Annotated in this window: 25 protein-coding genes, 1 tRNA gene and 1 pseudogene; 2 read left to right on the plus strand and 25 right to left on the minus strand. The window is 38.0% G+C overall.

Annotated elements, in window-relative coordinates; genetic code table 11:
* Positions 1-4: 4 nt before the first annotated feature.
* The 11 genes and pseudogenes from BQ7352_RS12520 to BQ7352_RS12565 all read right to left on the minus strand — a co-directional run.
* Positions 5-574, minus strand: a complete 570-nt coding sequence (locus tag BQ7352_RS12520; protein WP_072449527.1) for a M48 family metallopeptidase — start codon at positions 572-574, stop codon at positions 5-7.
* Positions 558-1,616, minus strand: coding sequence for an alcohol dehydrogenase (locus BQ7352_RS12525; protein ID WP_072449528.1), 1,059 nt, complete (start codon positions 1,614-1,616; stop codon positions 558-560). Before BQ7352_RS12525 ends, BQ7352_RS12520 begins: the two co-directional genes overlap by 17 nt.
* Before the next feature lie 169 nt (positions 1,617-1,785).
* A complete protein-coding gene (locus tag BQ7352_RS14930; RefSeq protein ID WP_242948584.1) occupies positions 1,786-3,237 on the minus strand; it encodes a hypothetical protein in 1,452 nt (483 codons plus the stop codon).
* A complete protein-coding gene (locus tag BQ7352_RS12535; protein WP_330390467.1) occupies positions 3,234-3,725 on the minus strand; it encodes a sigma-70 family RNA polymerase sigma factor in 492 nt (163 codons plus the stop codon). The genes BQ7352_RS14930 and BQ7352_RS12535 overlap by 4 nt, the downstream gene beginning before the upstream one ends.
* A gap of 289 nt (positions 3,726-4,014) precedes the next feature.
* Positions 4,015-4,590, minus strand: coding sequence for a thymidine kinase (locus BQ7352_RS12540; RefSeq protein ID WP_072449862.1), 576 nt, complete (start codon positions 4,588-4,590; stop codon positions 4,015-4,017).
* 84 nt (positions 4,591-4,674) lie between these two features.
* Positions 4,675-4,747 (minus strand) — tRNA-Thr (locus BQ7352_RS12545).
* 126 nt (positions 4,748-4,873) lie between these two features.
* Positions 4,874-5,608, minus strand: a complete 735-nt coding sequence (locus tag BQ7352_RS12550) for a DUF134 domain-containing protein (RefSeq protein WP_072449529.1) — start codon at positions 5,606-5,608, stop codon at positions 4,874-4,876.
* Positions 5,609-5,706: 98 nt separating this feature from the next.
* Positions 5,707-6,594 (minus strand): SIR2 family NAD-dependent protein deacylase, encoded by an 888-nt coding sequence (locus BQ7352_RS12555; RefSeq protein ID WP_072449530.1) that lies wholly within the window; start codon positions 6,592-6,594, stop codon positions 5,707-5,709.
* Positions 6,530-6,952, minus strand: coding sequence for a macro domain-containing protein (locus BQ7352_RS15100; protein WP_330390468.1), 423 nt, complete (start codon positions 6,950-6,952; stop codon positions 6,530-6,532). Before BQ7352_RS15100 ends, BQ7352_RS12555 begins: the two co-directional genes overlap by 65 nt.
* Entirely contained in the window at positions 6,937-7,206 is a 270-nt protein-coding gene (locus tag BQ7352_RS15105; RefSeq protein ID WP_330390469.1) for a macro domain-containing protein, read from the minus strand. Before BQ7352_RS15105 ends, BQ7352_RS15100 begins: the two co-directional genes overlap by 16 nt.
* Before the next feature lie 71 nt (positions 7,207-7,277).
* Positions 7,278-7,886, minus strand: a pseudogene (locus BQ7352_RS12565) (SDR family oxidoreductase); the annotation flags it as partial.
* Positions 7,887-7,983: 97 nt separating this feature from the next.
* Between BQ7352_RS12565 and BQ7352_RS12570 the strand changes: the two are divergent.
* A complete protein-coding gene (locus BQ7352_RS12570; RefSeq protein ID WP_072449532.1) occupies positions 7,984-8,307 on the plus strand; it encodes a winged helix-turn-helix transcriptional regulator in 324 nt (107 codons plus the stop codon).
* Positions 8,308-8,366: 59 nt separating this feature from the next.
* On the opposite strand, the gene uraA is transcribed toward BQ7352_RS12570, so the two are convergent.
* The 7 genes from uraA to BQ7352_RS12605 all read right to left on the minus strand — a co-directional run bounded on the left by uraA (position 8,367) and on the right by BQ7352_RS12605 (position 17,146).
* Complete coding sequence (uraA, locus tag BQ7352_RS12575; protein ID WP_072449533.1) at positions 8,367-9,635, minus strand: uracil permease; 1,269 nt, start codon at positions 9,633-9,635, stop codon at positions 8,367-8,369.
* A gap of 72 nt (positions 9,636-9,707) precedes the next feature.
* Positions 9,708-11,114 carry a glucuronate isomerase gene (gene uxaC / locus BQ7352_RS12580; protein WP_072449534.1) on the minus strand — a complete coding sequence of 469 codons (1,407 nt, stop codon included), beginning with the start codon at positions 11,112-11,114 and terminating at the stop codon, positions 9,708-9,710.
* Between the two features lie 71 nt (positions 11,115-11,185).
* Positions 11,186-12,124: a beta-ketoacyl-ACP synthase III gene (locus BQ7352_RS12585; protein ID WP_072449535.1), complete on the minus strand. Its 939-nt coding sequence runs from the start codon at positions 12,122-12,124 to the stop codon at positions 11,186-11,188.
* Between the two features lie 131 nt (positions 12,125-12,255).
* Positions 12,256-13,218 carry an ABC-2 transporter permease gene (locus tag BQ7352_RS12590; RefSeq protein ID WP_072449536.1) on the minus strand — a complete coding sequence of 321 codons (963 nt, stop codon included), beginning with the start codon at positions 13,216-13,218 and terminating at the stop codon, positions 12,256-12,258.
* Positions 13,219-13,224: 6 nt separating this feature from the next.
* Complete coding sequence (locus tag BQ7352_RS12595; RefSeq protein ID WP_072449537.1) at positions 13,225-13,761, minus strand: DUF5662 family protein; 537 nt, start codon at positions 13,759-13,761, stop codon at positions 13,225-13,227.
* Positions 13,713-15,602 carry an alpha-amylase family glycosyl hydrolase gene (locus tag BQ7352_RS12600; protein ID WP_072449538.1) on the minus strand — a complete coding sequence of 630 codons (1,890 nt, stop codon included), beginning with the start codon at positions 15,600-15,602 and terminating at the stop codon, positions 13,713-13,715. The genes BQ7352_RS12595 and BQ7352_RS12600 overlap by 49 nt, the downstream gene beginning before the upstream one ends.
* A complete protein-coding gene (locus tag BQ7352_RS12605) occupies positions 15,581-17,146 on the minus strand; it encodes a ClC family H(+)/Cl(-) exchange transporter (RefSeq protein ID WP_072449539.1) in 1,566 nt (521 codons plus the stop codon). Before BQ7352_RS12605 ends, BQ7352_RS12600 begins: the two co-directional genes overlap by 22 nt.
* A 168-nt stretch (positions 17,147-17,314) precedes the next feature.
* Between BQ7352_RS12605 and BQ7352_RS12610 the strand changes: the two genes are divergently transcribed.
* Positions 17,315-17,719 (plus strand): DUF1292 domain-containing protein, encoded by a 405-nt coding sequence (locus BQ7352_RS12610; RefSeq protein ID WP_072449540.1) that lies wholly within the window; start codon positions 17,315-17,317, stop codon positions 17,717-17,719.
* An 83-nt stretch (positions 17,720-17,802) separates the two neighbouring features.
* Here BQ7352_RS12610 and fabV read toward each other — a convergent pair whose 3' ends face one another.
* The 7 genes from fabV to BQ7352_RS12645 form a co-directional block, all read right to left on the minus strand.
* A complete protein-coding gene (fabV, locus tag BQ7352_RS12615; RefSeq protein ID WP_072449541.1) occupies positions 17,803-18,981 on the minus strand; it encodes an enoyl-ACP reductase FabV in 1,179 nt (392 codons plus the stop codon).
* A gap of 116 nt (positions 18,982-19,097) precedes the next feature.
* Positions 19,098-19,613, minus strand: a complete 516-nt coding sequence (locus tag BQ7352_RS12620; RefSeq protein ID WP_072449542.1) for a dCTP deaminase/dUTPase family protein — start codon at positions 19,611-19,613, stop codon at positions 19,098-19,100.
* 8 nt (positions 19,614-19,621) lie between these two features.
* Positions 19,622-20,110 carry an anaerobic ribonucleoside-triphosphate reductase activating protein gene (gene nrdG / locus BQ7352_RS12625; protein ID WP_072449543.1) on the minus strand — a complete coding sequence of 163 codons (489 nt, stop codon included), beginning with the start codon at positions 20,108-20,110 and terminating at the stop codon, positions 19,622-19,624.
* Positions 20,111-20,197: 87 nt separating this feature from the next.
* Complete coding sequence (locus tag BQ7352_RS12630; RefSeq protein WP_072449544.1) at positions 20,198-22,291, minus strand: polyribonucleotide nucleotidyltransferase; 2,094 nt, start codon at positions 22,289-22,291, stop codon at positions 20,198-20,200.
* Between the two features lie 154 nt (positions 22,292-22,445).
* Positions 22,446-22,712 carry a 30S ribosomal protein S15 gene (gene rpsO / locus BQ7352_RS12635; protein ID WP_072449545.1) on the minus strand — a complete coding sequence of 89 codons (267 nt, stop codon included), beginning with the start codon at positions 22,710-22,712 and terminating at the stop codon, positions 22,446-22,448.
* A gap of 142 nt (positions 22,713-22,854) precedes the next feature.
* A complete protein-coding gene (locus BQ7352_RS12640; protein WP_072449546.1) occupies positions 22,855-23,619 on the minus strand; it encodes a C40 family peptidase in 765 nt (254 codons plus the stop codon).
* Between the two features lie 97 nt (positions 23,620-23,716).
* The gene (locus tag BQ7352_RS12645) at positions 23,717-25,351 is read right to left on the minus strand and encodes a Na/Pi cotransporter family protein (protein ID WP_072449547.1); all 1,635 of its coding nucleotides are present in this window, start codon (positions 25,349-25,351) and stop codon (positions 23,717-23,719) included.
* Positions 25,352-25,377: the final 26 nt, after the last annotated feature.

The raw sequence follows: 25,377 nt of genomic DNA on the forward strand, positions 1-25,377 counted from the left end.
TGCCCTATGGAAGTCGGCTAATATATAAAGCTCCATTCTCTTTCAGCCACTTCTGACATCTGCGGTATTCCGGAAAAACGCGTTCTACTTCTGCATAAAAATCTGCAGAATGGTTCATGTGTTTTCTATGGCAAAGTTCATGAACTACTACATAATCAATTACATCATCCGGAAATAACATCAAGAGGCAATTAAAATTCAAATTTCCTTTGCTGGAACAACTGCCCCATCGTGAGCGCTGATTACGGATAGTAATTCTTCCATAACTAACACCCACAATAGGAGCATACTTTTTAACTTTTTCAGGAATAATGATCAATGCCCTGTCAGCCAGTTCTCGTATTTCAGCCACCGTAAATGGCGAAAGCTGTTCTAACACCCTTTTTCGTTCCTGAAGTTTCGCCAAATGTTTTTCAATCCAGCTTTGTTTTTCATGAAGAAATACATTTATTTCACGGCAGCTCATTCCTTTAGGAGCGCGTACAATTAGTTCGTCCATGCGTAATTCTATGGAAATAGTTTTACGTTTGCTGTAAATTATGCTTATTTGCAAGTTCTCAAATTGATGAAACATATCTTTTCTCACATTCCACTGCCACTTTCATCACGCCATCTCTCTTATTTTCGAATACTTCATAAGCTTCCTCGATTTTTTCAAGCGGATATGTATGAGTAATAAGCGGTTCTGTATTCAGCTTACCTTCTGCAATCAAACGCAAAATTTCTTCACAGTCACAACCATCTACACCACCGGTTTTAAAAGTAAGATTTTTTCCATACATATCAGGCAGAGGTAATGTCTGTGCCTGATCATACAGGGCAACAACTGTAACAATTGCATTCGGTCTGGCACATTCCCATGCAAGGCGGAAAGTAGAGTCTGCTCCTGCTGCTTCAATCACCACATCAGCGCCGCCATGCTCGCTGTGATTGCGGACAAATTCTTCGCAGACATTCGGTGCAGCCGTCCATACATCTGGATAATGCTCCTTGATAAAACGTACTCGATTTTCATCTTTTTCACATACAATAATTCGTTTTGGCTTTTTCAGCATAACACACAGTAATGTGCAGATGCCTGTAGGACCTGCTCCGATAATTAAAACCGTATCCTCTTCTGTAATTTCTGAAATTTTTGCAGCCCAAAATCCGGTAGCCAGCACATCGCCTGCCAGTAAAGCCTGTCTATCTGTAACCAGGTCTGGAATTTTATTTAATCCCTGATCTGCAAACGGTACACGGACGTATTCTGCCTGTCCCCCATCAATACGACAGCCAAGCGCCCAGCCTCCATTTTGGTCTGTGCAATTATTTACAAAGCCTTTCTTACAGAAGAAACATTCCCCACAGAACGTCTCCACATTTACCGTTACTCGATCTCCCGGTTTTACATGCGTCACTTTAGCGCCAACTGACTCTACAATACCTACCATTTCATGTCCGACAGTAATACCAGGTACAGCACGAGGAACACTTCCATGTTTAATATGAATATCACTGGAACAAATACTTGCAAGTGTTACTTTGACAATCGCATCTCTCTCATGCATGATAACCGGTTTTTCTTTTTCAACAAATCCAAATTTTCCCTCTGAAATATATGTATATGTTTGCATCCTTCTATCCCCATAACTTTCCGAATTTTTCAATATCTCTCTAGAATACGATTATATCATCAAAAGCCCTGTTCCTCAATTCCTTTTCCAATTATGAATTACTATGCCTATGCGCCAAAAAGGAGCTGCCGCTTGAAAGATTACGACAGCCCCCTGTTTTCTATTGCATTTATTGACGAATATCAACCACTCCTGTTTTCAGTGCCCCTTCTGTAAATTCCACATTTCCACCATAAGTAGACAAATTCAAATACATCTTATCCAAATCATTTTCATTTACAATCCATGCCATGGATACTTCTATGCTCTCTCCCGGCTGTAAAGATGGTATATAATTGCTTCCTCCGTAATCTTCTCTTACGCTTCCATACCGCATCTCCGTTGCGCGGGCAACACTGTTTCCTTCCACATAATCACACGCTTTTTCTGAATTACTGCAAGGATTATAGATAGAATATTTTTCATCTTTATCCTGTAATAACATAATGTTTCCATTATACATCATGTGATTTATTGTAGAATCGCTGTTATTCTGATAAGTCACAGTTACATATACAAGTTTCTGTTTCACTGTTTCTGTCTTTACCACCTCATCCAGTGTTTCTACGCCATCTCCTTTTTTTATGTAAGAAAGTGTATTATCCACCAATTTTCCATCACTTCCCACAGCGTCCTTCCATTCTTGTTGCACAAGTTTTTCATCTAAAAGGCTTAAATCATCTGCTGTCTGAACAGAATGAACCTTTACAGAAATATTGTCTGAGGAAATATATTCCCCTGCTTCATTTTCTCCTGAACATTCCATTTGAAAAGTTTCTCCTACGTCAAAGACTTTTAATTCGTTTTTGAAGACTTCTGTAGTAATTTCAACCTCACTTGTGTCTGTTTCCGGTGAAATAAATTCACTCCATGTATACATGTCTTTTGTTTTCGCTACATGTTCTGTCTCAACAAGGGAAATGTTTTCTGCTACTTTAACAGCTTCTTCTTTTAATACATCATCTCCGATATACATAATCAATACACGGTATTCTTCCGGATATAACAAATACATACGTTGATTAAAACTTCCGTCCTGTTCCAAATCCTGATACTGTAAATATATGCCCTCATGTCCTCCCCAGGTGCCTTTTTCACTTTCCACAACATTTACATCTGTCAAAGCTTTTCCAAAGTCATTACTATCCAAAAGAACTGTATCAAAAGCAAATCCACCTAACATAGGCGTGTCCTTGTAAGAAAGATGTGCTTCGTCTCTCCGTTCCATTCCTTCCGGAATGTATCCTGTTTCAATGGTAACCTCCTTCATTTCTTCAGGTAATCCTTCTTCTTCAGGAATTGTCTCTTTCTCAATTTTCGTTTTTACACTATATTTTCCCTGTTTTTCTATAAGCATACCGTATAATTTTGAACCTGCATAAATAATGGTTGAGCCTCCTATAATACAGGCAGCTGCGACTGCTGCCGCATGAATGCTTTTCCATTGCTTTTTCTTCCTTTTTTCTGATAAATCTACTACAATCTCATTTTTTGCAACTTGTTTCTCCACCTCATCCAAAACTATTTGATGGATAAACTCTGGCGTTTCAGGAATATCTTTTTTTATATCATCTAATTTCATACCAATACCTCCGTCTGTTCAAGCCGCACTTTTAATTTTGCACGGGCTCTGGCTAATCGTTTTTGAACTGCTCCCTCTGTTATCTCCAAAATTTGTGCAATTTCCCTGATGCTGAAATCTTCTCCGTAGTACAAAATAACAGGCATTCTAAGCTCTTCATTTAACGACCTCACCGCCGAATACAACTCTCCATAGTCCGACCATTCTCCCACTTGCGTATATGCTAATTCTTCTGCATTTTCAAGAGAAACACATTTACTTTCTTTTCGGATAATGTTATAACATTCATTTATTAAAATCCGAATAAGCCATGTTTTCGCATATTTCTCTTTTTTCAATGTATCAATTTTCTGAAACGCTTTCACTATTGTCTCCTGAATGGCATCTGCACAGTCTTGATCATCATTTAATATTGTTTTGGCCGTACAATACATTTGACGCTCAGAGTTTATGATTAATTCTCCCAACTTCTCTTTTCTCAATCTCATGCGCCCTCCTTTCCTCATCGGTAATTTCTTTTACATAGATTAGACGTTTCCTAACAGAAAAATATCCCTGAATTTTTTAAAAAATTTAAAATTTTTAAAGAGGCTGTTGCTTTAAACATTATCCACAAATATTTATACACTTTTAGCGAATTTGCCAAGCACGCTTTGAGATTACAAGCTCAAAGTGAGCGCAGACTGAGCGTAAAATGTATAAATATTCGGGATATACACTTAATGCGACGGCCCCTTTTTCTAAACATATTTCGATTGTCCTATTAAAAAATTTATTTTAATCATGCTGATGAATATCACAATATTCTTTAATTTCACCACGCATAAAGTGTTTCCGACAAAGTGGAACATACAAATCATTGGCTCCCAAAGCAATTTGTTCTCCATCTCGTACAATTTTCCCATCCACAACTCTGGCATTAAAATGCGCTTTTTTTCCGCACCAGCAAATAGTGGGAATTTCCTCAATCACATCAGCTAACTCAAATAATCGTTTTGCACCTTCAAACAGTTTCCCCTGAAAATCTGTTTTCAGTCCATAACACAGCACCGGTATGTTATACGCATCACAAATTTCTGCCAGCCAATCAATCTGCTCTGCCGATAAAAAATTTACCTCATCAACTAAAATTGCATCATACTGGTCCTTTTCTATATGAAAATCCTCGACTAAAATACACTCTGCCTGTAAACCTATCCTTGATTTTACAATATTAATTCCATCTCTTACATCAATGCGGGGTTTCAAAATAACAGGGCGTTTTCCTCTTTCCAAATAATTATAATGAACCATTAATAAATTGGCAGTCTTACTGCTTCCCATAGCTCCGTAGCGAAAATATAATTTCCCCATCTTTCTTTTTCCTTCCTTATATCTCTTACAAAAAAAAGACTGTTGCATTTCTGCTTAATGCGACAGCCTCTTTCCCTTTATAAGAGCTGAAAATGGGACTCGAACCCACGACCCCTTCATTACGAGTGAAGTGCTCTACCAACTGAGCTATTCCAGCAATCCTACAAATATTAATTTTAATAGACTTACAACTTATTGTCAAGAACATTTTCCCTTTGTTCTAAAAAGTTCTAAAAAAGGAAGATGCACGGCAACCCTCTGCTATGCACCTTCCATAATATTTTTATTTGCCACAATGTCCGCCGCAGTGGTGATCTTCTCCTTTGTGTTCCCCACATTCACCTTCATGGTGGTGATGATTACACATCGTATCCGGATTATAATTTAAAGTTCCTCCCAGATATGCTTCCACCTGAATATCTGCGTTTCCGCATGCTCCCGGAAACAGACGAATTCCGGCTTCTGCCAATGCATTTCTTGCACCTCCGCCAATGCCTCCACAGATTAAAACCTCTGCTCCTAATTCTTTTAAAAATCCTGCTAATGCGCCATGTCCACTGCCATTTGTATTTACCACTTCTGAGGAAACAATCTTTCCATCTTCTACATGGTAAATTTTAAACTGTTCTGTATGACCAAAATGCTGAAAAACTTCTCCATTTTCGTAAGTAACTGCAATCTTCATAGTATAAACTCCTTTCTTGCCTCTGCCCTTTCCTTCCATCTCTTCTTCTATTACAAAATTCCCTCCACGAATACGCAGTCCGGCTGCTTCCACCAGAAATCTGGCTGTTTTTTTTCTTGCTTCTGTATAAAGACTCTGCACCGTTGCTCTGGCAATACCCATCTCCTTTGCACACTCTGCCTGAGTCATTCCTTCATAATCCAGCAGACGAAGGGTTTCGTATTCCTCTACTGACATTTCAATTTCATGGCACTGCTCTGCTTTCCCTTTTGGAAAAAAGCTTTCACAGACAGGCTTTCTCTTTACTCGTTTTGGTTTATTTGGTCTTGGCATAGGCTTTCCTCTCTTTTATTATTGGCATATATTTATTATTACACTTTTATTAGTATATGTCAATAACTTTTTTAATGTCTTTATACCTCCTGAAAATATCAGCACACATGTTTTTCCCTTGTGAAATAGGACAAAACTTCCTTTATATCTCCTACAATATTGATGGATTGTTTTTTAATTTCTGTCGGTATATATGCTTCCGACAAATTGATGCAGACATAAACAGCTTTTGGATTTTGATAAGTCATTTTCCAGAACGGATATTTAATAATGCCCGGAGTATTCCCTCCTACACCCAATTCCAGATAGAGAATAGACTGTCCCTTATGCTGCCGTAAAAAATCTTGATACCTGCTGGCTGCCTTGTGCCAGCCGTTATCTTCAACAAAAGTTTGGTCTATCCTCAAATTCATGGTCATAGGCGCACCGCAGACAGGACAATATGGAATAAGTTCAGATGGAATACGCATGTTTTTTTGTTCTTCAACCATTCTCTTGACAGCAGCTTCATTGTCATACGTTTTCAAATGGCATGGTCTAGAGCATTGCCACAGACCATAATCTCCTTGTGTATAAAAAAGGCGTTGCTTATCAAAACCTGTATTTTGAAAGCAATGGTCTACGTTTGTTGTCAACACAAAATAATCTCTATTTTTTACAAGCTCTAGCAAGTTTTTGTACAGTTTGTTGGATTTTTGTACATACCGATTGATATAAATATATCTGCTCCAATATGCCCAATGCTCCTCTAAAGTTTCATAGGGATAAAACCCTGCTGTGTACATATCCTTAAAACCATATTTCTTAATAAAATCAGAAAAATTATGTTCAAAGCGTTCTCCAGAATAGGTATACCCGGCTGAGGCAGACATTCCGGCTCCTGCCCCAATCAAAATAGCATCTGCTGTATTAATTTTTTCTTCAAGTTGTTTCATCTGAGAACAATAGCTGTCTGTATATTTCATAGTCTGTATCTTTCCAAACATTGAAAACCACTTCCAATCCACTTTGATTTTGCCGTTTATAATTTGTTACCGTATCAACAGCTATCTCCGCTGCTTTTTCATTGGGGAAATGAAATTCTCCTGTGGATATGCAACAAAAAGCCACACTTTTCAATCCGTAATCCGCGGCAAGTGCCAGGCAGGAACGATAACAGTCTGCCAACAAATCACAATCCCTTTTTGTTACTCCGTCCTGAATAATCGGTCCTACTGTATGAAGTACATAACGACAAGGAAGATTATACGCTTTTGTAATTTTTGCCCTTCCTGTGGGTTCTGCAAATTTCTGTGCTGTCATAATGCGAGAACATTCTAACCGAAGCTCTATTCCCGCTGCCATAAATAAATCCCCTCTCTGACAGGAGAAAGTTCTGCAAGGGAAACAATTTTTTTGTGTTTCTGTTTTTCCTTCAAATATTCATCTTGTATGTTTAAAAATTTCTCTGATATCGCCTTTGGTGAACGTATATTCATAAGGGAACGTAATAATCTTTTTTGTTCTGTTTCATTTTCTGGAATTTCCAGACCATTCCATTCTATACTCTCATTTTTTAAGTATTCAATTAGATAAAGCAATCGTTCCTGCTGTGTCATAACATTCTCCTCCCTATCGTCTTTTGTGGGCATACATGGAAACAGGCAGAAGACTTTCCGGTATTTTTCGATTATTCCGCTACAACGGAAATTCTCTGCTGAATATGCTTGCCGCTTACAGCTTCGTCAACCATAGCGATTGCATAATCCGCATAACTGATTACACTTTCGCCTTTGGAGTTCAGTATCAGTTCCTCACCGCCCAGAATGTATTTCCCGGTTCTTGCACCCTCTGCTTGAAAATCTCCGGCAGGGCTTAAATATGTCCATTTTACATCATTTCTGGTACGAAGTTCTTCTAATGCTTTCCCCATGTTAGAAGCTAGCGGTTTGAAAATATCGGGGAAATCAGCACCATCCATAACCTGTGCCGTATGTTCCGGGTTTACATACAGGCTGCCTGCACCACCGACAATCAGAAGTCTGGTATTTTTGCCGCTTACAATATCGCAAAGATGTTTCAAAGAAGTGCTGTGCTGGGGAAGTGTTTCCGGAGTCCATGCACCGAAAGCATCGATAACTACATCAAATCCCTCCAAATCAGAAGCTGTCAGGTCAAACAGGTCTTTTTTGATAACTTTTGCTGCAACAGACTGATTTTCTCCCCGCACAACCGCAGTAACATCAATTCCTCTCTCTATAGCTTCTTTTACAATCAGTTTACCTTCTTTTCCGTTTGCAAGATTATGATATAGCCGTAAAGCAAATTCGTAAAGTAAGCACTTTTTTGTGCTATAGTTACCTAAAAGAAACTATTGAAAGAAAAGAGGTTGTTTTATGGGAAAAGAATTACCGGCTTGTCCGGTAGAAACAACGTTAATGCTGATTAGCGACCGTTGGAAAGTTTTGATTATCCGCGATTTATTAGAGGGCACAAAGCGTTTTGGAGAATTAAAGAAATCTATCGGAACAATTTCTCAAAAAGTCCTGACTGCAAATTTACGTTCTATGGAAGAAAGCGGGCTGCTTACACGTCAGGTATTTCCAGAAGTGCCGCCACATACAGAATACACCCTGACAGAAACAGGGTACAGCTTGAAACCAATTTTAGACGCTATGGTTGAGTGGGGCGAAAATTACAAAACAAAGTTCTCCCAATAAGGAAAAGGCGGTATAACCCCATTCAAAGGCTATACCGCTTAACTGAAAATATTTTTTCTTTATTCCATTTCCTGTTCTCTGTCATTTGTCAATTTCAATTTATCCAAAATATAGAAAATCAAACTTAAAATCATTCCTACAATACATGCCAGAACCATTCCTGTCAGCTCAATCTCACCAATACTGATTTTAATTCCGGACAGACCTGTAACGAAAATAACAGAAGTCAATGCCATATTTCTGGAACGGCTATAATCCACTTTACCATCTACCAGAATACGAATACCGGATGTTCCAATCATACCATAAAGCAGGAAAGAAATACCACCGATAATCGGGCTTGGAATTGTCTGAATAAGCGCTGTCAGTTTTCCAATAAAAGAACAAACAATAGAGAGTACTGCTGCTCCTCCAATGACATACACACTATATACTTTCGTCATTGCCATAACCCCGATATTTTCTCCATAAGTGGTAGTTGGCACAGAGCCAATAAAACCGGACAGCATAGTAGAAAAATTATCTGCAAACATAGAGCGATGCAGTCCCGGATCTTTAATTAAATCTCTTCCGATAATCTTTCCTGTTACAATCTGATGTCCGATGTGTTCAGAAGCAACTACCAGAATAACCGGTAAAATAATAAAAACAGCTTCCACATTAAATTTCGGTGTTGTAAAGTTCGGCAATGAAAAGAATGCTGCCTCTGCTACCGGTGTAAAATCTACAATTCCACAGATGATTGCAGCAACATATCCTGCTAAAATAGCAATCAAAATCGGAATAACAGATAAAAATTTCCGGAATACTACGGAACCAAATACTGCAACACCAAGAGTTACTAAAAATACAATCACGCTTTCTGTCTGAATTTTTTCATCCAGTAAGCCTGCATTCTTTGCCGCAGTGCCGGAAAGTTCCAGACCAATGAGTGCTACTACCGGTCCCATTGCTGCCGGTGGAAGTACCACATCAATCCAATCCGAACCAAACTTATAAATAATCAGTGACAAGATGCAGCCACAAAAGCCAACAACGACAAATCCTCCCAGTGCATATTCATATCCAAACTTGCTGATAACTACCATTGCCGGTGCGATAAAAGCAAAGCTGGAACCCAGATATGCCGGTGCCTTTCCTTTTGTAATCAAAATAAACAATAAAGTCCCCACACCATTCATGAAAAGAACAATAGCAGGGTTCATGCCAAATAAAGACGGAACCAGCACAGATGCTCCAAACATTGCAAACATATGCTGAATACTTAACGGAATTAAAAGTTTTGGCGGCACTTTTTCTTCCACTTGGATAATTTTACGATTTTCCACTCTTTTTCTCCTTTTTCTTTTTATCCGTACTATATTAGCATGAATTGTGTCAAAATACTACAACAATTTTACTTATAATTGAAATCCAAAATATTCTACTGCATTATTATAAGAAATGCCCTTCACAATCTTTTCTAAAGTTTTCATATCTTTAGGATATTCTCCATTTTCCACCCAGCTTCCAATCAAATCACAGAGAATTCTGCGAAAATATTCATGACGAGGGTAGGAAAGAAAGCTTCTGGAGTCTGTAAGCATACCGATAAAATTTCCCAAAAGCCCTAAATTTGCCAGAGAAGTCATCTGTTTTACCATACCTGTTTTATTATCATTAAACCACCATGCTGAACCCTGTTGAATTTTTCCCACTGCATCACTGTTTTGAAAACATCCTATTATTGTTCCAATCAATTCATCATCTTTGGGATTTAAACTATACAAAATTGTCTTGGGCAAATTTTTTCTCTCATTTACTGCATTTAAAAAATCCACCAGCTCTGTTCCTGAAGCAATATCTCCAATACAGTCAAAACCTGTATCCGCTCCGATTTTTTTATACATCTTTCTATTATTATCCCTTTTACAGCCGTAATGAAGCTGCATAACCCAATTTAACTTTTCATACTCTTCTGCCAGAAAAACCATACATGCTGTTTTAAATTTTGCAGTATCTCTTAAAGAAATTTTTTTGTTATAAAGTCGGGCAGAAAAAATTTTCTCTATCTCATTTTCTTTAACCGGAATATAAACCATATAAGTTAAACCATGATCTGAAATACAGCAACCCATACTTTTAAAATATTCCATTCTCTTTCTCATTGCTTTTTTCAAATCCTGAAAATTCTGAATTTCCATATCTGCCGCCTTTGAAAGCTCTTTCAAATAATCCAGATAATCCGACTTTTCTATATTCAAAATTCTATCCGGTCTCCATGTAGGAAGTACCTGTACATCAAAACTTTCCTCTTCTTTTATGATTTTATGCCATTTTAAATCATCGATTGGATCATCTGTAGTACAAAGTAATTTTACATGAGACTGTTTTATCAGATTTTGTGCACTCATAGAAAAGTCCTGAAGCTTAGCATTACAGATTTCCCAGACTTCCTGGGCTGTATCTCTGTTTAAAATACCTCTATAACCAAAATATCTCTGAAGTTCCAAATGACTCCAGTGATATAGTGGGTTTCCAATTGCCTTTTCCAGCGTTTCTGCCCATTTCTGGAATTTCTCCCTATCTGATGCATTTCCTGTAATATAATATTCCTCTACTCCGTTTGCACGCATCTGTCTCCATTTATAATGGTCGCTTTCCAGCCATACCTGTGTAATATTTTCAAACTTTCTGTCTTCTGCAATTTCACCAGGCTGAATATGGCAATGATAGTCTATTATGGGCATTTTCGCCGCAAAATCGTGATACAGTTTCTTTGCAGTATTGGTGGACAGTAAAAAGTCCTCATCCATAAACGCTTTCATAAGTTTCTCCCTAAATATCTTAAAATTTATCTTTTATTTAAGGATTTCCTGACTTTCCCCGTTTTATTCTGTTACCATTTCAACAGCGTACTTCCCCATGTAAGTCCTGCTCCAAATCCGGTCAGAACAAGGATATCTCCTTTTTCCAGTTTTCCTTCCTTATTCATCTCATCCAGTAAAATAGGAATACTTGCAGCGGAAGTATTTCCATATTTTTCTATATTTCTGGGAAATTTCTCTTCTTTTTCTCCCAATTTCTTAGCAACACCGGAAATAATTCTGCTGTTTGCCTGATGAAGAACATAATACTTCACTTTTTCTTTTTCTGTTTTTCCTTTTACCAGAACTTCCTCAATACATTCCGGAACTGTTTTTAACGCAAACTTAAATACCTCCTGTCCATCCATCTGAAGATAAGAGCTTCTCTCCTCATACCCCACAGAACAGCTTAGAACATTTCCTCTTCTGCCGTCTGCATGCTGCACAGAAGAAAAAAGCCCTGTTTCCGATGCTTCCAAAACCACTGCACCTGCCCCATCTCCAAATAAGACACAAGTCCCCCTGTCCTGCCAATCTAAAAAACGTGTCATGGTATCTGCACCGATTACCAGCACTTTTTTACAAATACCGCTGTTAATATAGGCATAAGCCGTATTTAATGCAAACAAAAATCCTGCACAAGCCGCACTCATGTCAAAGGCTGCTGCGCTCTCTGCCCCTAAAACAGCCTGTACCTGACAGGCTGTACTTGGAAAAAACGTATCCGGAGAACAAGTTGCCACAAGAATTAAATCAATTTCTTCTGCATTTACATCTGCAGACTGTAACGCTTTCTTTGCTGCCTCACAAGCCAGACTTGCAGTTGTTTCTTCTTTGGCAATTCTCCTTTCTTTTATTCCTGTTCTTGTAACAATCCACTCATCGCTGGTATCAATAAATTTTGTAAAATCATTATTTTTCATGCAATACGCAGGAACAGCACTTCCTGTCCCTATAATCTTTACTGTCATAATTTCTCCTTGTTTATATTTAATATTTCAAATATTTTGTATATCAAACTATTTTCCTAAAGTATACATAGATTTCCTGTATTTGTCAATAATTACAAGCTCAAAGTGAACGCAATAAAAGATGACAGCCTTTACTGACCATCATCTTTGTAAATTTTCTTTATTTCCTGTGACAATTCTCGGTTTAAATCATCCAAATCAATTCCGATTCCAGGTGCCATATAAGGCATCTGGTTTTGTTTATCGTATTGTTTTTTTCCTATTTCATATTCCTGAGTTTTGTCAAACTCTTCACGATTTGTCACCTTCAAATCTTCTTCATCATAATCCTCTTCGTCAAAAACATCTTCCTGATATTTTTTCCTTTTTGTCCCTGTTTTCTTATTATTGCTGCTATTGTTCTTCTTTCCTTTTGTACTATGATTTACTTCTTTGACTTTTGTCTTTTTCACTACTTTTTTCTTCTTTCTACCGCTTGGCAGATGAAACAGTTTTGCTTCCCAGTCTTTCTCCTTCATAAAAGGAGATGCCTGGACCGCCACACCGATAGCAGCCATAATAAGACCTAAAATCAGCTCCCCTGCTCCGGCATCTTTTCCCAACATTTCCAACAGTAAATGAATACCGCCCACGCCTCCGCAAAGAGCCGTAATTCCGATAACCATTTGTTTTTCATAACCCAGAGCAAAAGTTCCGGCAAACAAACCGATTATTAAGGCAATGAAATGCTGTGTAAGCGTTGCGTCCTGAAAAAAAGAAACTGCAATACCATATACCAGTCCGGTACACATAACAAACACACCAAACTTATACAAAAGCCATGCCAAAAGTCCGAAAATCAAGGCTCCTGCTGCCGCTGCAAGTCCTGCCATCATCTTGTCCTGCAAAAAGTACAGACCGGCTCCAAAGCTGGCTCCACCGCCCATAAGGATACCTAAAATGCATCCCCATACCTTTCTTAATCGATATCCCATAAAACAGTTTAAAAAAGCAAATACTGTTCCAATGAGATAAATCAATATCATATATTCTTTCGGTACAAAATTCCATAACCCTTTGATAAGTTCTAATATCTGTTCTCCCTGTATATTCATAAATTTTTACATTCCTTTCAGATATACGTGCTTAATGTACTTGAGTGTTTCTTTCTCCCCTCTGTCTGCTAACATCCTGAGCAAAAATTCCAAATCTTCATTCGTCTTTTCATGAACAAACCACAGCTTTTCCTTACTTTTCAGGAAATATTCCAAAGGTGCCGCATCTGTGTATGTAGCCGGATGATAATTTCTCGATGCACTAATTCGGTCCATGACCATTTCTGCAATATACTTTCTTGGCATAGGCACTCCCTGAATAATCGTATCGCAATCAATTCCATAATCAACCCAATGTTCAAAATGATGCTTATTCCTTCCATAATGGTGAATCCATGAAGTAGACAGCCCTGTGGCTTCTCTTTCTGCATTATTAGGACTTCTTGTTCCCTGATAATACCTGCATCCTACAGAAAATTCCGTCCATGAATATTTTGATAAATCATGGAGTAATCCCTGTTTATAAAGTCCTATTTTAAAGCAATACTTCATCACTAAAAGCTTGTGCCTTGTAATCGTTTTAAAATGCTTCCAAATCCGCATACGTCCTGTTCCTGCTTTCCTGCTAAAATCATAACTGTCCTTGGAGGTACTTCTATGGTTTTTTCTGTAACTTCTGACCCTTCTTGCAGTCTTTCTTCTTTGTTGCTTTCTGTACAAAGAAGAACATTCCATTTTATTTCATTTCCTGCACCCGGAAGAGCAATCTCATGAGAAATCCAATGAAAATTAAATGCTAAAAATAAAAATTCAGAAGCTTTTCCTGCATATTCATTACAATATAAAATTCCTAAAGAGCGAACTTCCTTATCCTTTTCTACATACCATGCCTGCCTTCCATGATAAGACATATCCGGATAGCCAAGCGCCTGATAATCACTGCCTTTTAATTCTTTTTTCCAGTGTAAAATAGGATTTTCCCTTCTGATTTGAATAGCTCTTTTTACAAATTCCCATAATTTTTCCTGATTTTTTCTTCCATTCCAGTCAATCCATGATAACTCATTATCCTGACACCATACATTGTTATTTCCCTTTTGTGTATTTCCCCATTCATCTCCCTGGAAAATCAAAGGTGTTCCCTGACTGAATAATAAAAGAGAAAATGCATTTTTCATCTGTTTTAGACGAAGCTCTTTAACAGATGTTTTTCGAGTCACACCTTCTACGCCACAATTCCAACTGCAATTATAAGAAATTCCATCTTGATTTCCTTCTCCATTGGCTTCATTATGACGTTCTTCATAAGAAACCATATCCATAACTGTAAACCCATCCTGATCAGCCATGTAATTGATGACACCATTACACAGAGGATTTCTCTTCTGACGGAACATAAATTCTTCTGCCATATTTTCATCCCCTTTTAATACATGGCGCATAGAATATAAAAATCCTTCATTATATTCTGCTGCATTTTTAAATTTAGGTGCTTCCCCATGTAAAATATTATAACCATCTACATCATGGAAAAACAACTTACAATCTGCCAAAATTGGGTCTTTCATAAACAGTTCCTGTGAAATCCCCTCTCCCATAATATGAAAACCATCAATATGATAAGTAATCTTCCAATACCTAAGAACATCCAGAATTTTTGCAGGTGCTGTATGTTTCCCAAAATAAAATTCCATCATACATTCCATATCAGCCTGATGAAAAGCATCTATCATCTCGGAAAATTCCTTTGCCGGATTTTGGGTTGCACAAAAAGCTGCTTTAGGAGCGAAATAACAGGCATCTTCTGTATACCCCCAGCAGTTTACTCTCTTGTCTGCTGCGCTTTCTTCTGTCGGATGCTCCCCTGCTTTGCCTCTTACACGAGGTTTTTGAAGTTCTCTATATTCATAAGCCGGCATCAAGAGAACACCTGTAATTCCTAAGTCTTTTAAATACTCTATCTTTTCCCTGACCCCCTGAAAAGTCCCCTTATGTTTGACTTTAGAGGTCTTGCTTTTTGTAAAACTGCGTACCTGTAATTTATACAGAATAGAATTACAAAGTTCTATAGGAACGAACTTATCATCATTCCAATGAAATTTACTTTCCAGATACCCACAACAGATATTTTCATCTTTTTCTCCAAAAGAAGCCGTATGATACAAAATTTTTGCATACTCATCCTGTATCACTTCTCCATTTATTTTATAATTGTATTTCAGCGGATATTCGCAAATTCCTTTTACTTCCATAGAAAGAAGGTTTCCATTTCTTCCTTCCTGCAAAAATGGGATTTCTAAAACTCTCTCTTTTGTATAAAGCAGCAAAAAAACTTCCGCATCCTTTTCTGCTTCTAAAGTAAATACAAAACCATCTTTCTTTTTTTCCACACCTTGTATCCATTTATTTCCCGGTGCTGTTTCTATTCTCTTTTCTCCGCACATACTTCCTCCATATAGTCATATACTGCCGGAGCATCCCTTTCGTCCGTTAAAGTCACCAGAATGTCTCCCGGAAACAGTATCGTTCTTCCTTTTGGTATCAATTCGTTTCCACCCCGTTTTATTGATACCAGCAAACAATTTTTAGGCCATTCAATCTGCTGAATCATCTTATTCTGCAGTAAGCTATTATGACAAATCACAAATTCCTGCAAAATTTTTTCACCTGTACCTTCCGGGATATTTTCACCCCGTCTCTTTAACAATCCACTTAAAAGGCTTTCATATATAGGTTCTGATTTCAGTGCCGAAGCTACCAGATATGCCACAATAGACACTAAGGACATAGAAAGCATCTGGCTTGCCTGACCTGTCATTTCAAAAATTAAAATAATTCCTGTAATAGGCGCTCTTACAATAGCTGTAAAATATCCTGCCATGGCAAGAAGAACCATATTACTGATATAAGAAGCATCCAATCCCATGTACTGAACTGCAAAATTACTGTAAACTCCGCCTAAAAGCGCGCCTAACACTAAAAGAGGAAAGAAAATTCCACCAGGAGCTCCCGATCCAAAACAAATCAAAGAAAACAGAAATTTCGCCACAAATAAAATCAAAAGAGAGGTAAGCATCATGTTTCCCTCTGCCGCCATATCAATCAGAGGATGTCCGCTTCCTAATATCTGAGGCATAACAAGACCTAATATACCGGCAAGCAAAAAGGGAATAAAAAGCCGTGTTGTTTCATTTAACCATTTTGCTTTAAAGTACAAGCTCTGCACCCAGATTGTCATCTTATTATAAAAGGCGCCCATAATCCCTAAAAGAATACCTAAAATCACAATATGCCAATAATACTGAGGCGGCATCTCCATTCCCACATCAAACTGAAATACCGGCTGAAATCCCATAAACTGGCTGGAAATATAATCTGCTGTAATCGATGCCGTCATAACAGATATTAAAACCGACACCGAAAAGTTTTTATGTATCTCTTCCAGAGAAAACATAACTCCCGCTAAAGGCGCATGGAAAGCTGCCGCCAGTCCTGCACTTGCACCACAGGTAATTAAATATTTCTCCTCTGTTTTTCCTCTGTCTAAAGTTTGAGAAATTGCTTTTCCTGTCATAGCTCCAATCTGTATAGACGGACCTTCTCTTCCAAGGGATAGGCCTGAAAATAATGATAGAAAACCACCCAGAAACTTTGCAGGCAGCACACGCTGCCACACCTGATTTAATTTTCCCATCATCTCTCCCTCTACCTGAGGAATTCCGCTTCCGGAAATCATGGGTTCATATTTTACCAGTTTTCCCACAACACAGGCAATGATAAACAGTGCTACAAACCATAAAACTGCTGCCAGCGGCTCTTGTCTTGCATATTCTAACACTTTATTCATGCCTTTGCCTGCATATTCTAAAATAATACGATACAAAAGTACGACAAGACCTGCAACAGCCCCTACTAAAAATCCCTCTGCTGTAAGAATTGTTTTAAAATGCTCTGCTCTTTTCATTAAATGAGATGTATCTTTCTCCAAGTTCTTTTCCCCCTCTCTGATAAGAACAAAAGTATGCCTACAAAAACAATCATTCATTTTCCATTATACGTGTCTGGAAATAAAAATGCAAATCCTTTCTGTATTGCATTCCTTTTCCGTATCTGGTAAAATATTTTTAAAACTTATAATGAAGAAAGAGGTCAGAAAATGAGCGAAAAAACATATACAACCGATATTGAAAGCTGCAATCCAAGCGACTGCGCTTCCTGCACTGCAAATTGTTCCAGCGCAGGTGGAAACAACCAGGGAACTATCCCAAAAGTTCCAAATCCTACTATTAAATTAACTCTGGAAGATGACACTGTTTTAGAATGTGCTGTACTTACCACTTTCCCTGTGGAAGGTTTTGGAGAATATATTGCACTGGTGCCATTAAATGAAAATGGAAAAAATACAGATGGTGAAACTTATTTATTCCGTTATGCTGAAGAAAATGATTCACCAATTGTTACTAATATCGAAAGAGAAGATGAATACATGGCTGCTGCTGAGGCATTCCATGATTTCATTGCCAACTTAAAAACTGAAGAAGAACTGGAAAAAGAAAACTAATTTTTAGCGGATATAAACCTCAGCATTCCATTAACAAACAATAAGACTGTTTTGTTTCCCATGGAATGACTGAGGCATATCCACTATTCTATACTTGGTATTTTAATGTCTATTTCTACATCTTTTTCATAATCCACTTCCGGGAAATGAAATCCAAACATCCGATAAAAATCTTCCCAATATCCTTCAATATCTGAAATTTCCGCTACATTTTCGGTTGTTACCTGTTCCCATGCAGAAATCACCTGTTGCTGTACTTTATCTGATAATTCCCAGTCATCCATTCGAATTCTTCCTTCATTATCTACCGATACCACTTCTTTTGAAAGTTTTTCTTTAAACAAACGAGCAATCTGTTCAATACACCCCTCATGATTTCCCTCTTTTTTCATAACTTTATATAAAATAACAAAGTACAGGGGTACAATAGGAATTGCTGCACTTGCCTGTGTAACCAGCGCTTTATTTACTGAAACATAAGCACTGATTTCAGGAAACTTCTGTCTGATCATTTTTGCTGTATTTTCCAAATGACGTTTTGCCTGTCCAATGGTTCCATCAAAATAAATCGGATAGGTAAGCTCCGGTCCAATATAAGAATATGCCACAGTCAATGCATTTTCTTCTATAGCATCTGCTTCTTTTAATGCCTCTATCCATTCCATCCAGTCTTCACCGCCCATAACTTTCATGGTTCCCTGAATTTCTTCTGGTTTGGCAGGTTCTACTGTTTTCTCTACTATCGTATTATTTCGTAAATCCAAGCTCTTTTCTGTAAATGCCTCTTTTGTAGTTTTCAAAGAAGACACCCACAAATTTCCATCTTTGTCTGTGCGTCTGGGTGCCGCAAGGCTGTAAATCACCATATCTGCTTTTCCCCAGTCTTGTTTAATTAAATCAATGGTCTTTTTCTTTATTTCTTTCGAAAAAGCATCTCCATTAATTGATTTTGCGTAAATCCCTGCTTTACGAGCTTCTTCTTCAAAAGCTGCTGTATTATACCATCCCGGTGTGGCTGTGCGTTTCCCATTAGAAGGCTTCTCAAAGAAAACACCGATCGTTCCCGCCTCACATCCAAATCCTGCTGTAATTCTGCTTGCCAGGCCATATCCTGTAGATGCACCGATTACCAATACTTTTTTAGGTCCTTCTTTTATATTCTGAGCCTTTACATAAGCAATCTGTTGTTTTATATTTTCTCTGCACCCTTCCGGATGTGCTGTAGTACAAATAAATTCTCTTACTTTTGGTTCTATTATCATGCTTTTATCCTCCCGGAGTTCTAAACTATTATGATTTTCAATTATTTTGACTCTCAAAATATATTATCATAAAAAAAGATAACATGCAAGTGTTTACTGGCATGCTATCACTTCTTTTATTTCCCTGTTGTACTGCCAAATCCGCCATTTCTTACAGCAGTTGCGTCATCATCTACTGTAATTCCATATTCTAAGAAAATTCCCTGTGCAAATCCTGTACCTGCTTTTACCTGAACAATTTTTCCTTCGTTAGAATCATTTGTAATTTTAATGAAAATATGACCTTCATTGTCAGAATAAAAATAATCGCTGTCAATAATTCCCACTGTATTATTTAACTGTAAACGGAATTTAAAGCCTAATCCACTTCTCGGATATAATTTTAATACCCAGTCATTTTCCATTTCCGCACGAATTCCCGTAGGAATTTTTAAGCTTTCGCCGGGTTTCAGTTCAAAATCTACCGGACTGAAAAAGTCATATCCTGCACTTCCTGCTGTTGCTCTTCTGGGTAATTTTAATGTTTCATAAATTTCTTTTGCTTCTGCTTCGCTTCTTTCTGCAAAGCAATCCAGAAATCCTTCTACAAACTGTGTCTCACTTACTTTATGAAACTTTGCAATTCTTCTCATCTTTCCTCCTAGGCATGTAATACCACTGTTCCTGATTTCAAAGACTGCTGCACATCAATAACTCTTTGATTGGAGCTGCCTTTCCATTTCAGAGAAACATCTTTTTTTTCTTCTACAAATTCTCCATCGACCAGTACATCTACATATTGCATAATATCCATATCACAAATTGTTTCCCATACAAATCCTGTATACAGCCAAATCGTCTTTTTCGGATATTTTTCTTTTATTTCTCTTGCTAAATCTGTTACATCAGAAACATTCCCCCAATATAGCGGATCGCCGCCGGAAAATGTAATTCCCGCAATATAACTCTGATTTAGCTGCTCATAAATTTCTTCCTTTGCAGCATCATCAAATTCCAATCCACTGTTGGGATCCCATGTCACCGGATTTTGACAGCCTTTGCAGCCGTGGTCGCAGCCCGCTACCCACAAAACAGTCCGAAGCCCATCACCATTTAACATATCGTCTTTTGTAATATTATGATAACGCATATTCTCACCTCTGCATTTTCCTGTTTATGGAGAAAAAGGACGGATATTCTTTCCTATGCCGTCCTTTAACCTCTCTATATACAATTTTTATGCTTCTTCTGGAACATCTTTCATGCTAAAGCTGATACGTCCCATTTTATCTTTTCCAAGACAAACAACTTTAACAACATCTCCAATAGAAAGTACATCTTCTACTTTCTCAATTCTTTCTTTTGCAATTTTAGAAATGTGTACCATTCCTTCTTTTCCAGGTGCAAACTCTAAAAATGCTCCGAATTCCTTAATACTGATAACTTTTCCTGTAAAAATCTGACCTTCCTGATAGTCTGTTGTAATTGTCTTAATATATTCTACTGCTTTATCCATCATATGCTGGTCTGTTCCGCAGATAGATACACCACCATTGTCATCAATATCAATTTTTACACCTGTTTCATCAATAATTGCGTTAATTGTCTTTCCTCTCTGACCTACTACATCACCGATTTTTTCCGGGTCAATCTGAATTTGAACAATTTTGGGCGCATATTTGCTCACTGTTTTTCTTGGAGCAGAAATACATTTTTCCATAACTTCTGTTAAGATATATTCTCTTGCTTCTTTTGTTCTTGCAATTGCTTCTTCAATAATCTGTCTTGTCAGACCATGAATTTTAATATCCATCTGAATTGCAGTAATACCATCGTGTGTACCTGCTACTTTAAAGTCCATATCGCCGAAGAAGTCTTCCAATCCCTGAATATCAGTAAGTACCAGATAATCATCATCTGTCTCTCCTGTAACCAGACCGCAGGAAATTCCGGCTACCGGTTTCTTAATCGGCACACCTGCTGCCATTAAGGACATAGTAGATGCACAAATGCTGGCCTGAGAAGTAGAACCATTCGACTCAAAAGTTTCAGAAACTGTACGGATTGCATAAGGGAATTCTTCTACTCCCGGAATAACCGGTACTAAAGCTCTCTCAGCCAGCGCACCATGTCCGATTTCACGGCGTCCCGGTCCTCTTGATGGTTTTGTTTCTCCAACAGAATAAGATGGGAAGTTATAGTGGTGCATATAGCGTTTGCTTACTTCAAATTCATCCAGTCCGTCTAATCTCTGTGCTTCAGATAATGGCGCCAGAGTTGTGATTGTACAAATCTGTGTCTGACCTCTTGTAAACATAGCAGAACCATGTACTCTTGGAATAATATCTGTTTCTGCTGCCAGAGGACGAATTTGTGTAATTGCTCTTCCATCTGGACGTTTATGATCTTTTAAAATCATTTTACGAACTGTCTTTTTCTGATACTGATAAACAGCTTCTCCTAATACAGCCAGCCATTCTTCATTTTCTGCAAAAGCTTCTTCCAGTTTTTCTGTAATCGCACGGATATTTTCTTCGCGAACCTGTTTTTCATCTGTAAATACAGCCTCTTCCATTTCTTCCGGTGTTACAATTTCTTTGATTGCAGCAAATAATTCTTCTGGAACTGCACAACTTTCATAGCTGTGTTTTTCTTTTCCGCATTCTGCAACAATTTTATCAATAAATGCAATAATTTCCTGGTTTACTTCATGAGCTTTGAAGATTGCTTCAATCATTTTTGCTTCAGGAATTTCATTTGCTCCTGCTTCAATCATGATAACTTTTTCTCTTGTAGAAGCAACTGTAAGCTGGAGGTCAGAAATTTCTTTCTGTGCCAAAGAAGGATTTACAACCAGTTCTCCGTTTACCATACCAATCTGTGTTGCTGCACAAGGACCGTCAAATGGAATATCTGAAATACAAGTTGCAATAGAAGAACCCAGCATTGCAACAACTTCCGGATTGCACTCTGGATCAACTGCCATAACCATGTTGTTTAAAGTTACATCATTTCTGTAATCTTTTGGGAATAATGGACGCATTGGTCTGTCAATAACACGGGAAGTTAAAATTGCGTGTTCACTTGCTTTTCCTTCTCTTTTGTTAAATCCACCCGGAATTTTACCTACTGCATACATTTTTTCTTCATATTCTACACTTAATGGGAAGAAATCAATTCCTTCTCTTGGTTTATCAGAAGCTGTAGCTGTAGACAATACAGTTGTATCACCATAACGCATAAGTGCAGCACCATTCGCCTGTTTTGCCACACGTCCTATATCAACTGTCAGTGTTCTTCCTGCCAGTTCCATTGAAAAACTCTTATACATACTTTTGTCTCCTTTTTCCTATTTAACTTAACAGCAAAGCCCGTCCGAAACAACTGAAAAATACACTTCTTGAAATATACTTTTCAGTGGTCTCGGTATCTGGCTTGCGTGAAAAAAAGGGCGGAAAACCTTCCGCCCCGTCCTCTGGTTCTGATTATTTTCTAAGACCTAAACGCTCAATTAAAGAACGGTATCTTTCAATATCAGTTTTCTTCAGATATGCAAGTAATCCACGTCTCTGACCTACCATTTTCAGAAGACCACGTCTTGAATGATGATCTTTGTGGTTTGTTTTCAAGTGCTCTGTAAGCTCCTGAATTCTTGCTGTTAAAACAGCTACCTGTACTTCTGGTGAACCTGTATCACCTGGTGTTCTTGCATATTCTGCCATGATTGCCTGTTTCTTTTCTTTAGAAATCATTTTGTTTTCCTCCATTAATTTTAATCTAATCGCCGGTAATTAAGGAACGGTTGGAGATTCCAATTTCTGAATTACGGCTAATTTCAACGTTTTGAGTATAGCATATCATACATTGCTTGTAAAGAAGTATTTATACAATTTCCTATGAAATAAAAAATCTCGCTGCGCTTACAGCATGTGCCCTGTACAAATTGGAAACTTTAATTCCCGAAGCCGAACTGCTGGCATGTACTACTTTTCCGTTTCCAATATACATTACCACATGATAAACAGAACCGTTTTCCGCATAAAAAATCAAATCGCCGGGCAAAGCTTCTTCCACAGAAATTCTGGTGCCTGCATTTGCCTGATCCGCAGCAACTCTTGGCAGGGAAATACCAAATTGTCTATAAATGCTCTGTACAAATCCAGAACAATCTGCTCCGTTTGTGAGACTGGTTCCTCCCCATACATAAGGATTTCCTACAAACTGCAGGGCAAAATCCACTATTTCCTGTCGTCTTCCTGATATTGTTGCCGATGCAGCTACACCTTCCTTTTGCTGCAAAGAATAAGCATATTTCATTTCCTTTTGATTGGTAGCTTTTAAATACTCCTCTTTTGTAAATCCCGTTTCCAGATAATCCCGAAAAACATATCCTGAAATGTCATTTGAACTGATATAACACCAGTCACCTTCCCAGCGTTCAATTTCACAATATCCGTCTTTAGGAAGCTGTGCTAAAACCCGATACTGCGTACCTGCTCCTTCACGAATATTAAGACATGTATTTACATCTGCATAAGCACTGTTTTTTTCGCATTGCGCCTGAGGCTCTGCCCACACCTTACATTCTCCAAAAAATATTCCTGATAAAACAATTCCGGCTGCTGCCATAATAATTTTTAATTTCTGACTATTTCGCATAATATATCCCTTTCCTGAGGCTTTTCAACAAATTTTGAAATGATAAAAGCCCAAGGGCACTTTCCCTTAGGCTTATCTTTTGTATATTATACGTTTTTTATTCTTCCGGTTCCTCGTCCAAAATAGAGAACGCAATATTTGTAGCATGATCTGCCACTCTTTCCAGCCCTGAAATAATATCCGAAAAGAGCATTCCGGCTTCCTGCCTGCACTGGCCCTTTTTCAGCCTTTCTACATGGGCTTCCTGTAAATCTCTTTCCATTTGGTCAATGCCGTTCTCTAAATCCAGAATTTCCTGAAGGTGTTCCTTGCTGTTATTGGAAAACATATCAATAGAGTAATTCGTAATCTGAATAACTCTATTCAGCATATTCAAAAGTTCATCTTCTGCTTCTTTACTAAAAGAAATGTTCTTTTCTTTCCGCAGTACTGCTGAATCTGCTGCATTTTCTGCATGATCTCCAATTCTCTCAATGTCGTTTACCACATGGAACAGACCGCCAATATTTTTCATATCATCAATCGGCAATGTGCTTTGACTGATTTTTACCAGATAATCGGTAATGGCGTGGTTCATGTAATTGATTTTCTGCTCAGTTTCATAAACCTCCTGTATCATCTTATCCTCTGGTTTGATTAAAACGTTTACGGCTTTTGTTAAATTCTCCACAGCCATATTTCCCATACGTTCTAATTCCTTTGTAACTTCTACCACTGCTGTATTCGGTGAAAACACACTGGATGGTCCTATATATTCCAGCTGAAAACCTTTTTGTTTTTCCTGTCCTGCTTTATCCGGTACGAACAGGTATGTAAGTTTTACAATCCATTTTGCAAATGGGAATAAGATAATTACCTGGAAAACTTTAAAGAATGTATGGGCATTTGCCACACATCTTCCAATATTGTCACCGGAAATTCTGCGAATTCCGGCTTCTACCCAGCTTTCTCCCAGAAGCAGTATCGTAGCGATTACAATCGTTCCTATTACATTGAACAGAAAATGGATCATTGCCGCACGTTTTGCATCTTTGTTGCCGCTGATACTCGCCAACAGTGCTGTTGTACAAGAACCGATATTACAGCCTAAAATAATATAGAAGCATATCCACAGAGGCAAAAGTCCCTGTTGTGCCATTAAAAGTACAATACTGACTGTAACAGATGAACTCTGAATAATTGCAGTGATGATAAATCCAATGAGAATTCCCAAGAACGGATTGTCGATGCTATGAAGCATGTCCACAACAAAAGGAGACTCTTTCATTCCTTCCATGCTTCCTGACATCAGGGACAATCCCATAAATAAAACACCAAATCCTAATACCACTTCACCAATCTGCTTCACTTTATTGTTTTTACAAAACATTGTAACAATCACACCCAGCATTAAAAATACCGGTGCTGCCTGAGACAGATTAAATGCTACCAGCTGAGACGTAATGGTCGTACCTACATTGGCACCCATGATTACCCCTGCAGCCTGAACTAAATTCATCAGTCCTGCATTTACAAAGCTGACTACCATAACCGTTGTTGCACTTGATGACTGTACAATAGCGCAGAAAAGCATACCAAACATCATACCGATAAAACGGTTTTTGGTAAAGAAATCAAGGAAACTCCTCATCTTTGCTCCTGCCGCTTTTTCAATGCTATCCCCCATAACGGTCATTCCATATAAGAACAGACCAAGACCGCCTATCAGCGACAATAGGTTTTCTATATTCATTTTTCTCTCCTTCGTAAAAAAAGATT

The sequence above is a fragment of the Blautia sp. Marseille-P3201T genome (assembly GCF_900120295.1).
In the GTDB taxonomy this organism is placed as follows: Bacteria; Bacillota; Clostridia; order Lachnospirales; family Lachnospiraceae; genus Blautia.

Excerpts from the sequence above, each read along its gene's own strand:
- BQ7352_RS12640 (WP_072449546.1), bottom strand. The coding sequence starts at position 23,619 with ATGCGAAATAGTCAGAAATTAAAAATTATTATGGCAGCAGCCGGAATT.
- BQ7352_RS12585 (WP_072449535.1), bottom strand. The coding sequence starts at position 12,124 with ATGACAGTAAAGATTATAGGGACAGGAAGTGCTGTTCCTGCGTATTGC.
- nrdG (WP_072449543.1), bottom strand. The coding sequence starts at position 20,110 with ATGCGTTATCATAATATTACAAAAGACGATATGTTAAATGGTGATGGG.
- BQ7352_RS12535 (WP_330390467.1), bottom strand. The coding sequence starts at position 3,725 with ATGAGATTGAGAAAAGAGAAGTTGGGAGAATTAATCATAAACTCTGAG.
- BQ7352_RS12555 (WP_072449530.1), bottom strand. The coding sequence starts at position 6,594 with ATGTTTGGAAAGATACAGACTATGAAATATACAGACAGCTATTGTTCT.
- BQ7352_RS15100 (WP_330390468.1), bottom strand. The coding sequence starts at position 6,952 with ATGGCAGCGGGAATAGAGCTTCGGTTAGAATGTTCTCGCATTATGACA.
- BQ7352_RS12550 (WP_072449529.1), bottom strand. The coding sequence starts at position 5,608 with ATGCCAAGACCAAATAAACCAAAACGAGTAAAGAGAAAGCCTGTCTGT.
- BQ7352_RS12570 (WP_072449532.1), top strand. The coding sequence starts at position 7,984 with ATGGGAAAAGAATTACCGGCTTGTCCGGTAGAAACAACGTTAATGCTG.
- BQ7352_RS12630 (WP_072449544.1), bottom strand. The coding sequence starts at position 22,291 with ATGTATAAGAGTTTTTCAATGGAACTGGCAGGAAGAACACTGACAGTT.
- BQ7352_RS12525 (WP_072449528.1), bottom strand. The coding sequence starts at position 1,616 with ATGCAAACATATACATATATTTCAGAGGGAAAATTTGGATTTGTTGAA.
- BQ7352_RS12590 (WP_072449536.1), bottom strand. The coding sequence starts at position 13,218 with ATGAATATACAGGGAGAACAGATATTAGAACTTATCAAAGGGTTATGG.
- BQ7352_RS15105 (WP_330390469.1), bottom strand. The coding sequence starts at position 7,206 with ATGACACAGCAGGAACGATTGCTTTATCTAATTGAATACTTAAAAAAT.
- BQ7352_RS14930 (WP_242948584.1), bottom strand. The coding sequence starts at position 3,237 with ATGAAATTAGATGATATAAAAAAAGATATTCCTGAAACGCCAGAGTTT.
- BQ7352_RS12540 (WP_072449862.1), bottom strand. The coding sequence starts at position 4,590 with ATGGGGAAATTATATTTTCGCTACGGAGCTATGGGAAGCAGTAAGACT.
- BQ7352_RS12600 (WP_072449538.1), bottom strand. The coding sequence starts at position 15,602 with ATGTGCGGAGAAAAGAGAATAGAAACAGCACCGGGAAATAAATGGATA.
- BQ7352_RS12610 (WP_072449540.1), top strand. The coding sequence starts at position 17,315 with ATGAGCGAAAAAACATATACAACCGATATTGAAAGCTGCAATCCAAGC.
- BQ7352_RS12620 (WP_072449542.1), bottom strand. The coding sequence starts at position 19,613 with ATGAGAAGAATTGCAAAGTTTCATAAAGTAAGTGAGACACAGTTTGTA.
- fabV (WP_072449541.1), bottom strand. The coding sequence starts at position 18,981 with ATGATAATAGAACCAAAAGTAAGAGAATTTATTTGTACTACAGCACAT.
- BQ7352_RS12645 (WP_072449547.1), bottom strand. The coding sequence starts at position 25,351 with ATGAATATAGAAAACCTATTGTCGCTGATAGGCGGTCTTGGTCTGTTC.
- rpsO (WP_072449545.1), bottom strand. The coding sequence starts at position 22,712 with ATGATTTCTAAAGAAAAGAAACAGGCAATCATGGCAGAATATGCAAGA.
- BQ7352_RS12595 (WP_072449537.1), bottom strand. The coding sequence starts at position 13,761 with ATGCGGATTTGGAAGCATTTTAAAACGATTACAAGGCACAAGCTTTTA.
- BQ7352_RS12520 (WP_072449527.1), bottom strand. The coding sequence starts at position 574 with ATGTTTCATCAATTTGAGAACTTGCAAATAAGCATAATTTACAGCAAA.
- uxaC (WP_072449534.1), bottom strand. The coding sequence starts at position 11,114 with ATGAAAGCGTTTATGGATGAGGACTTTTTACTGTCCACCAATACTGCA.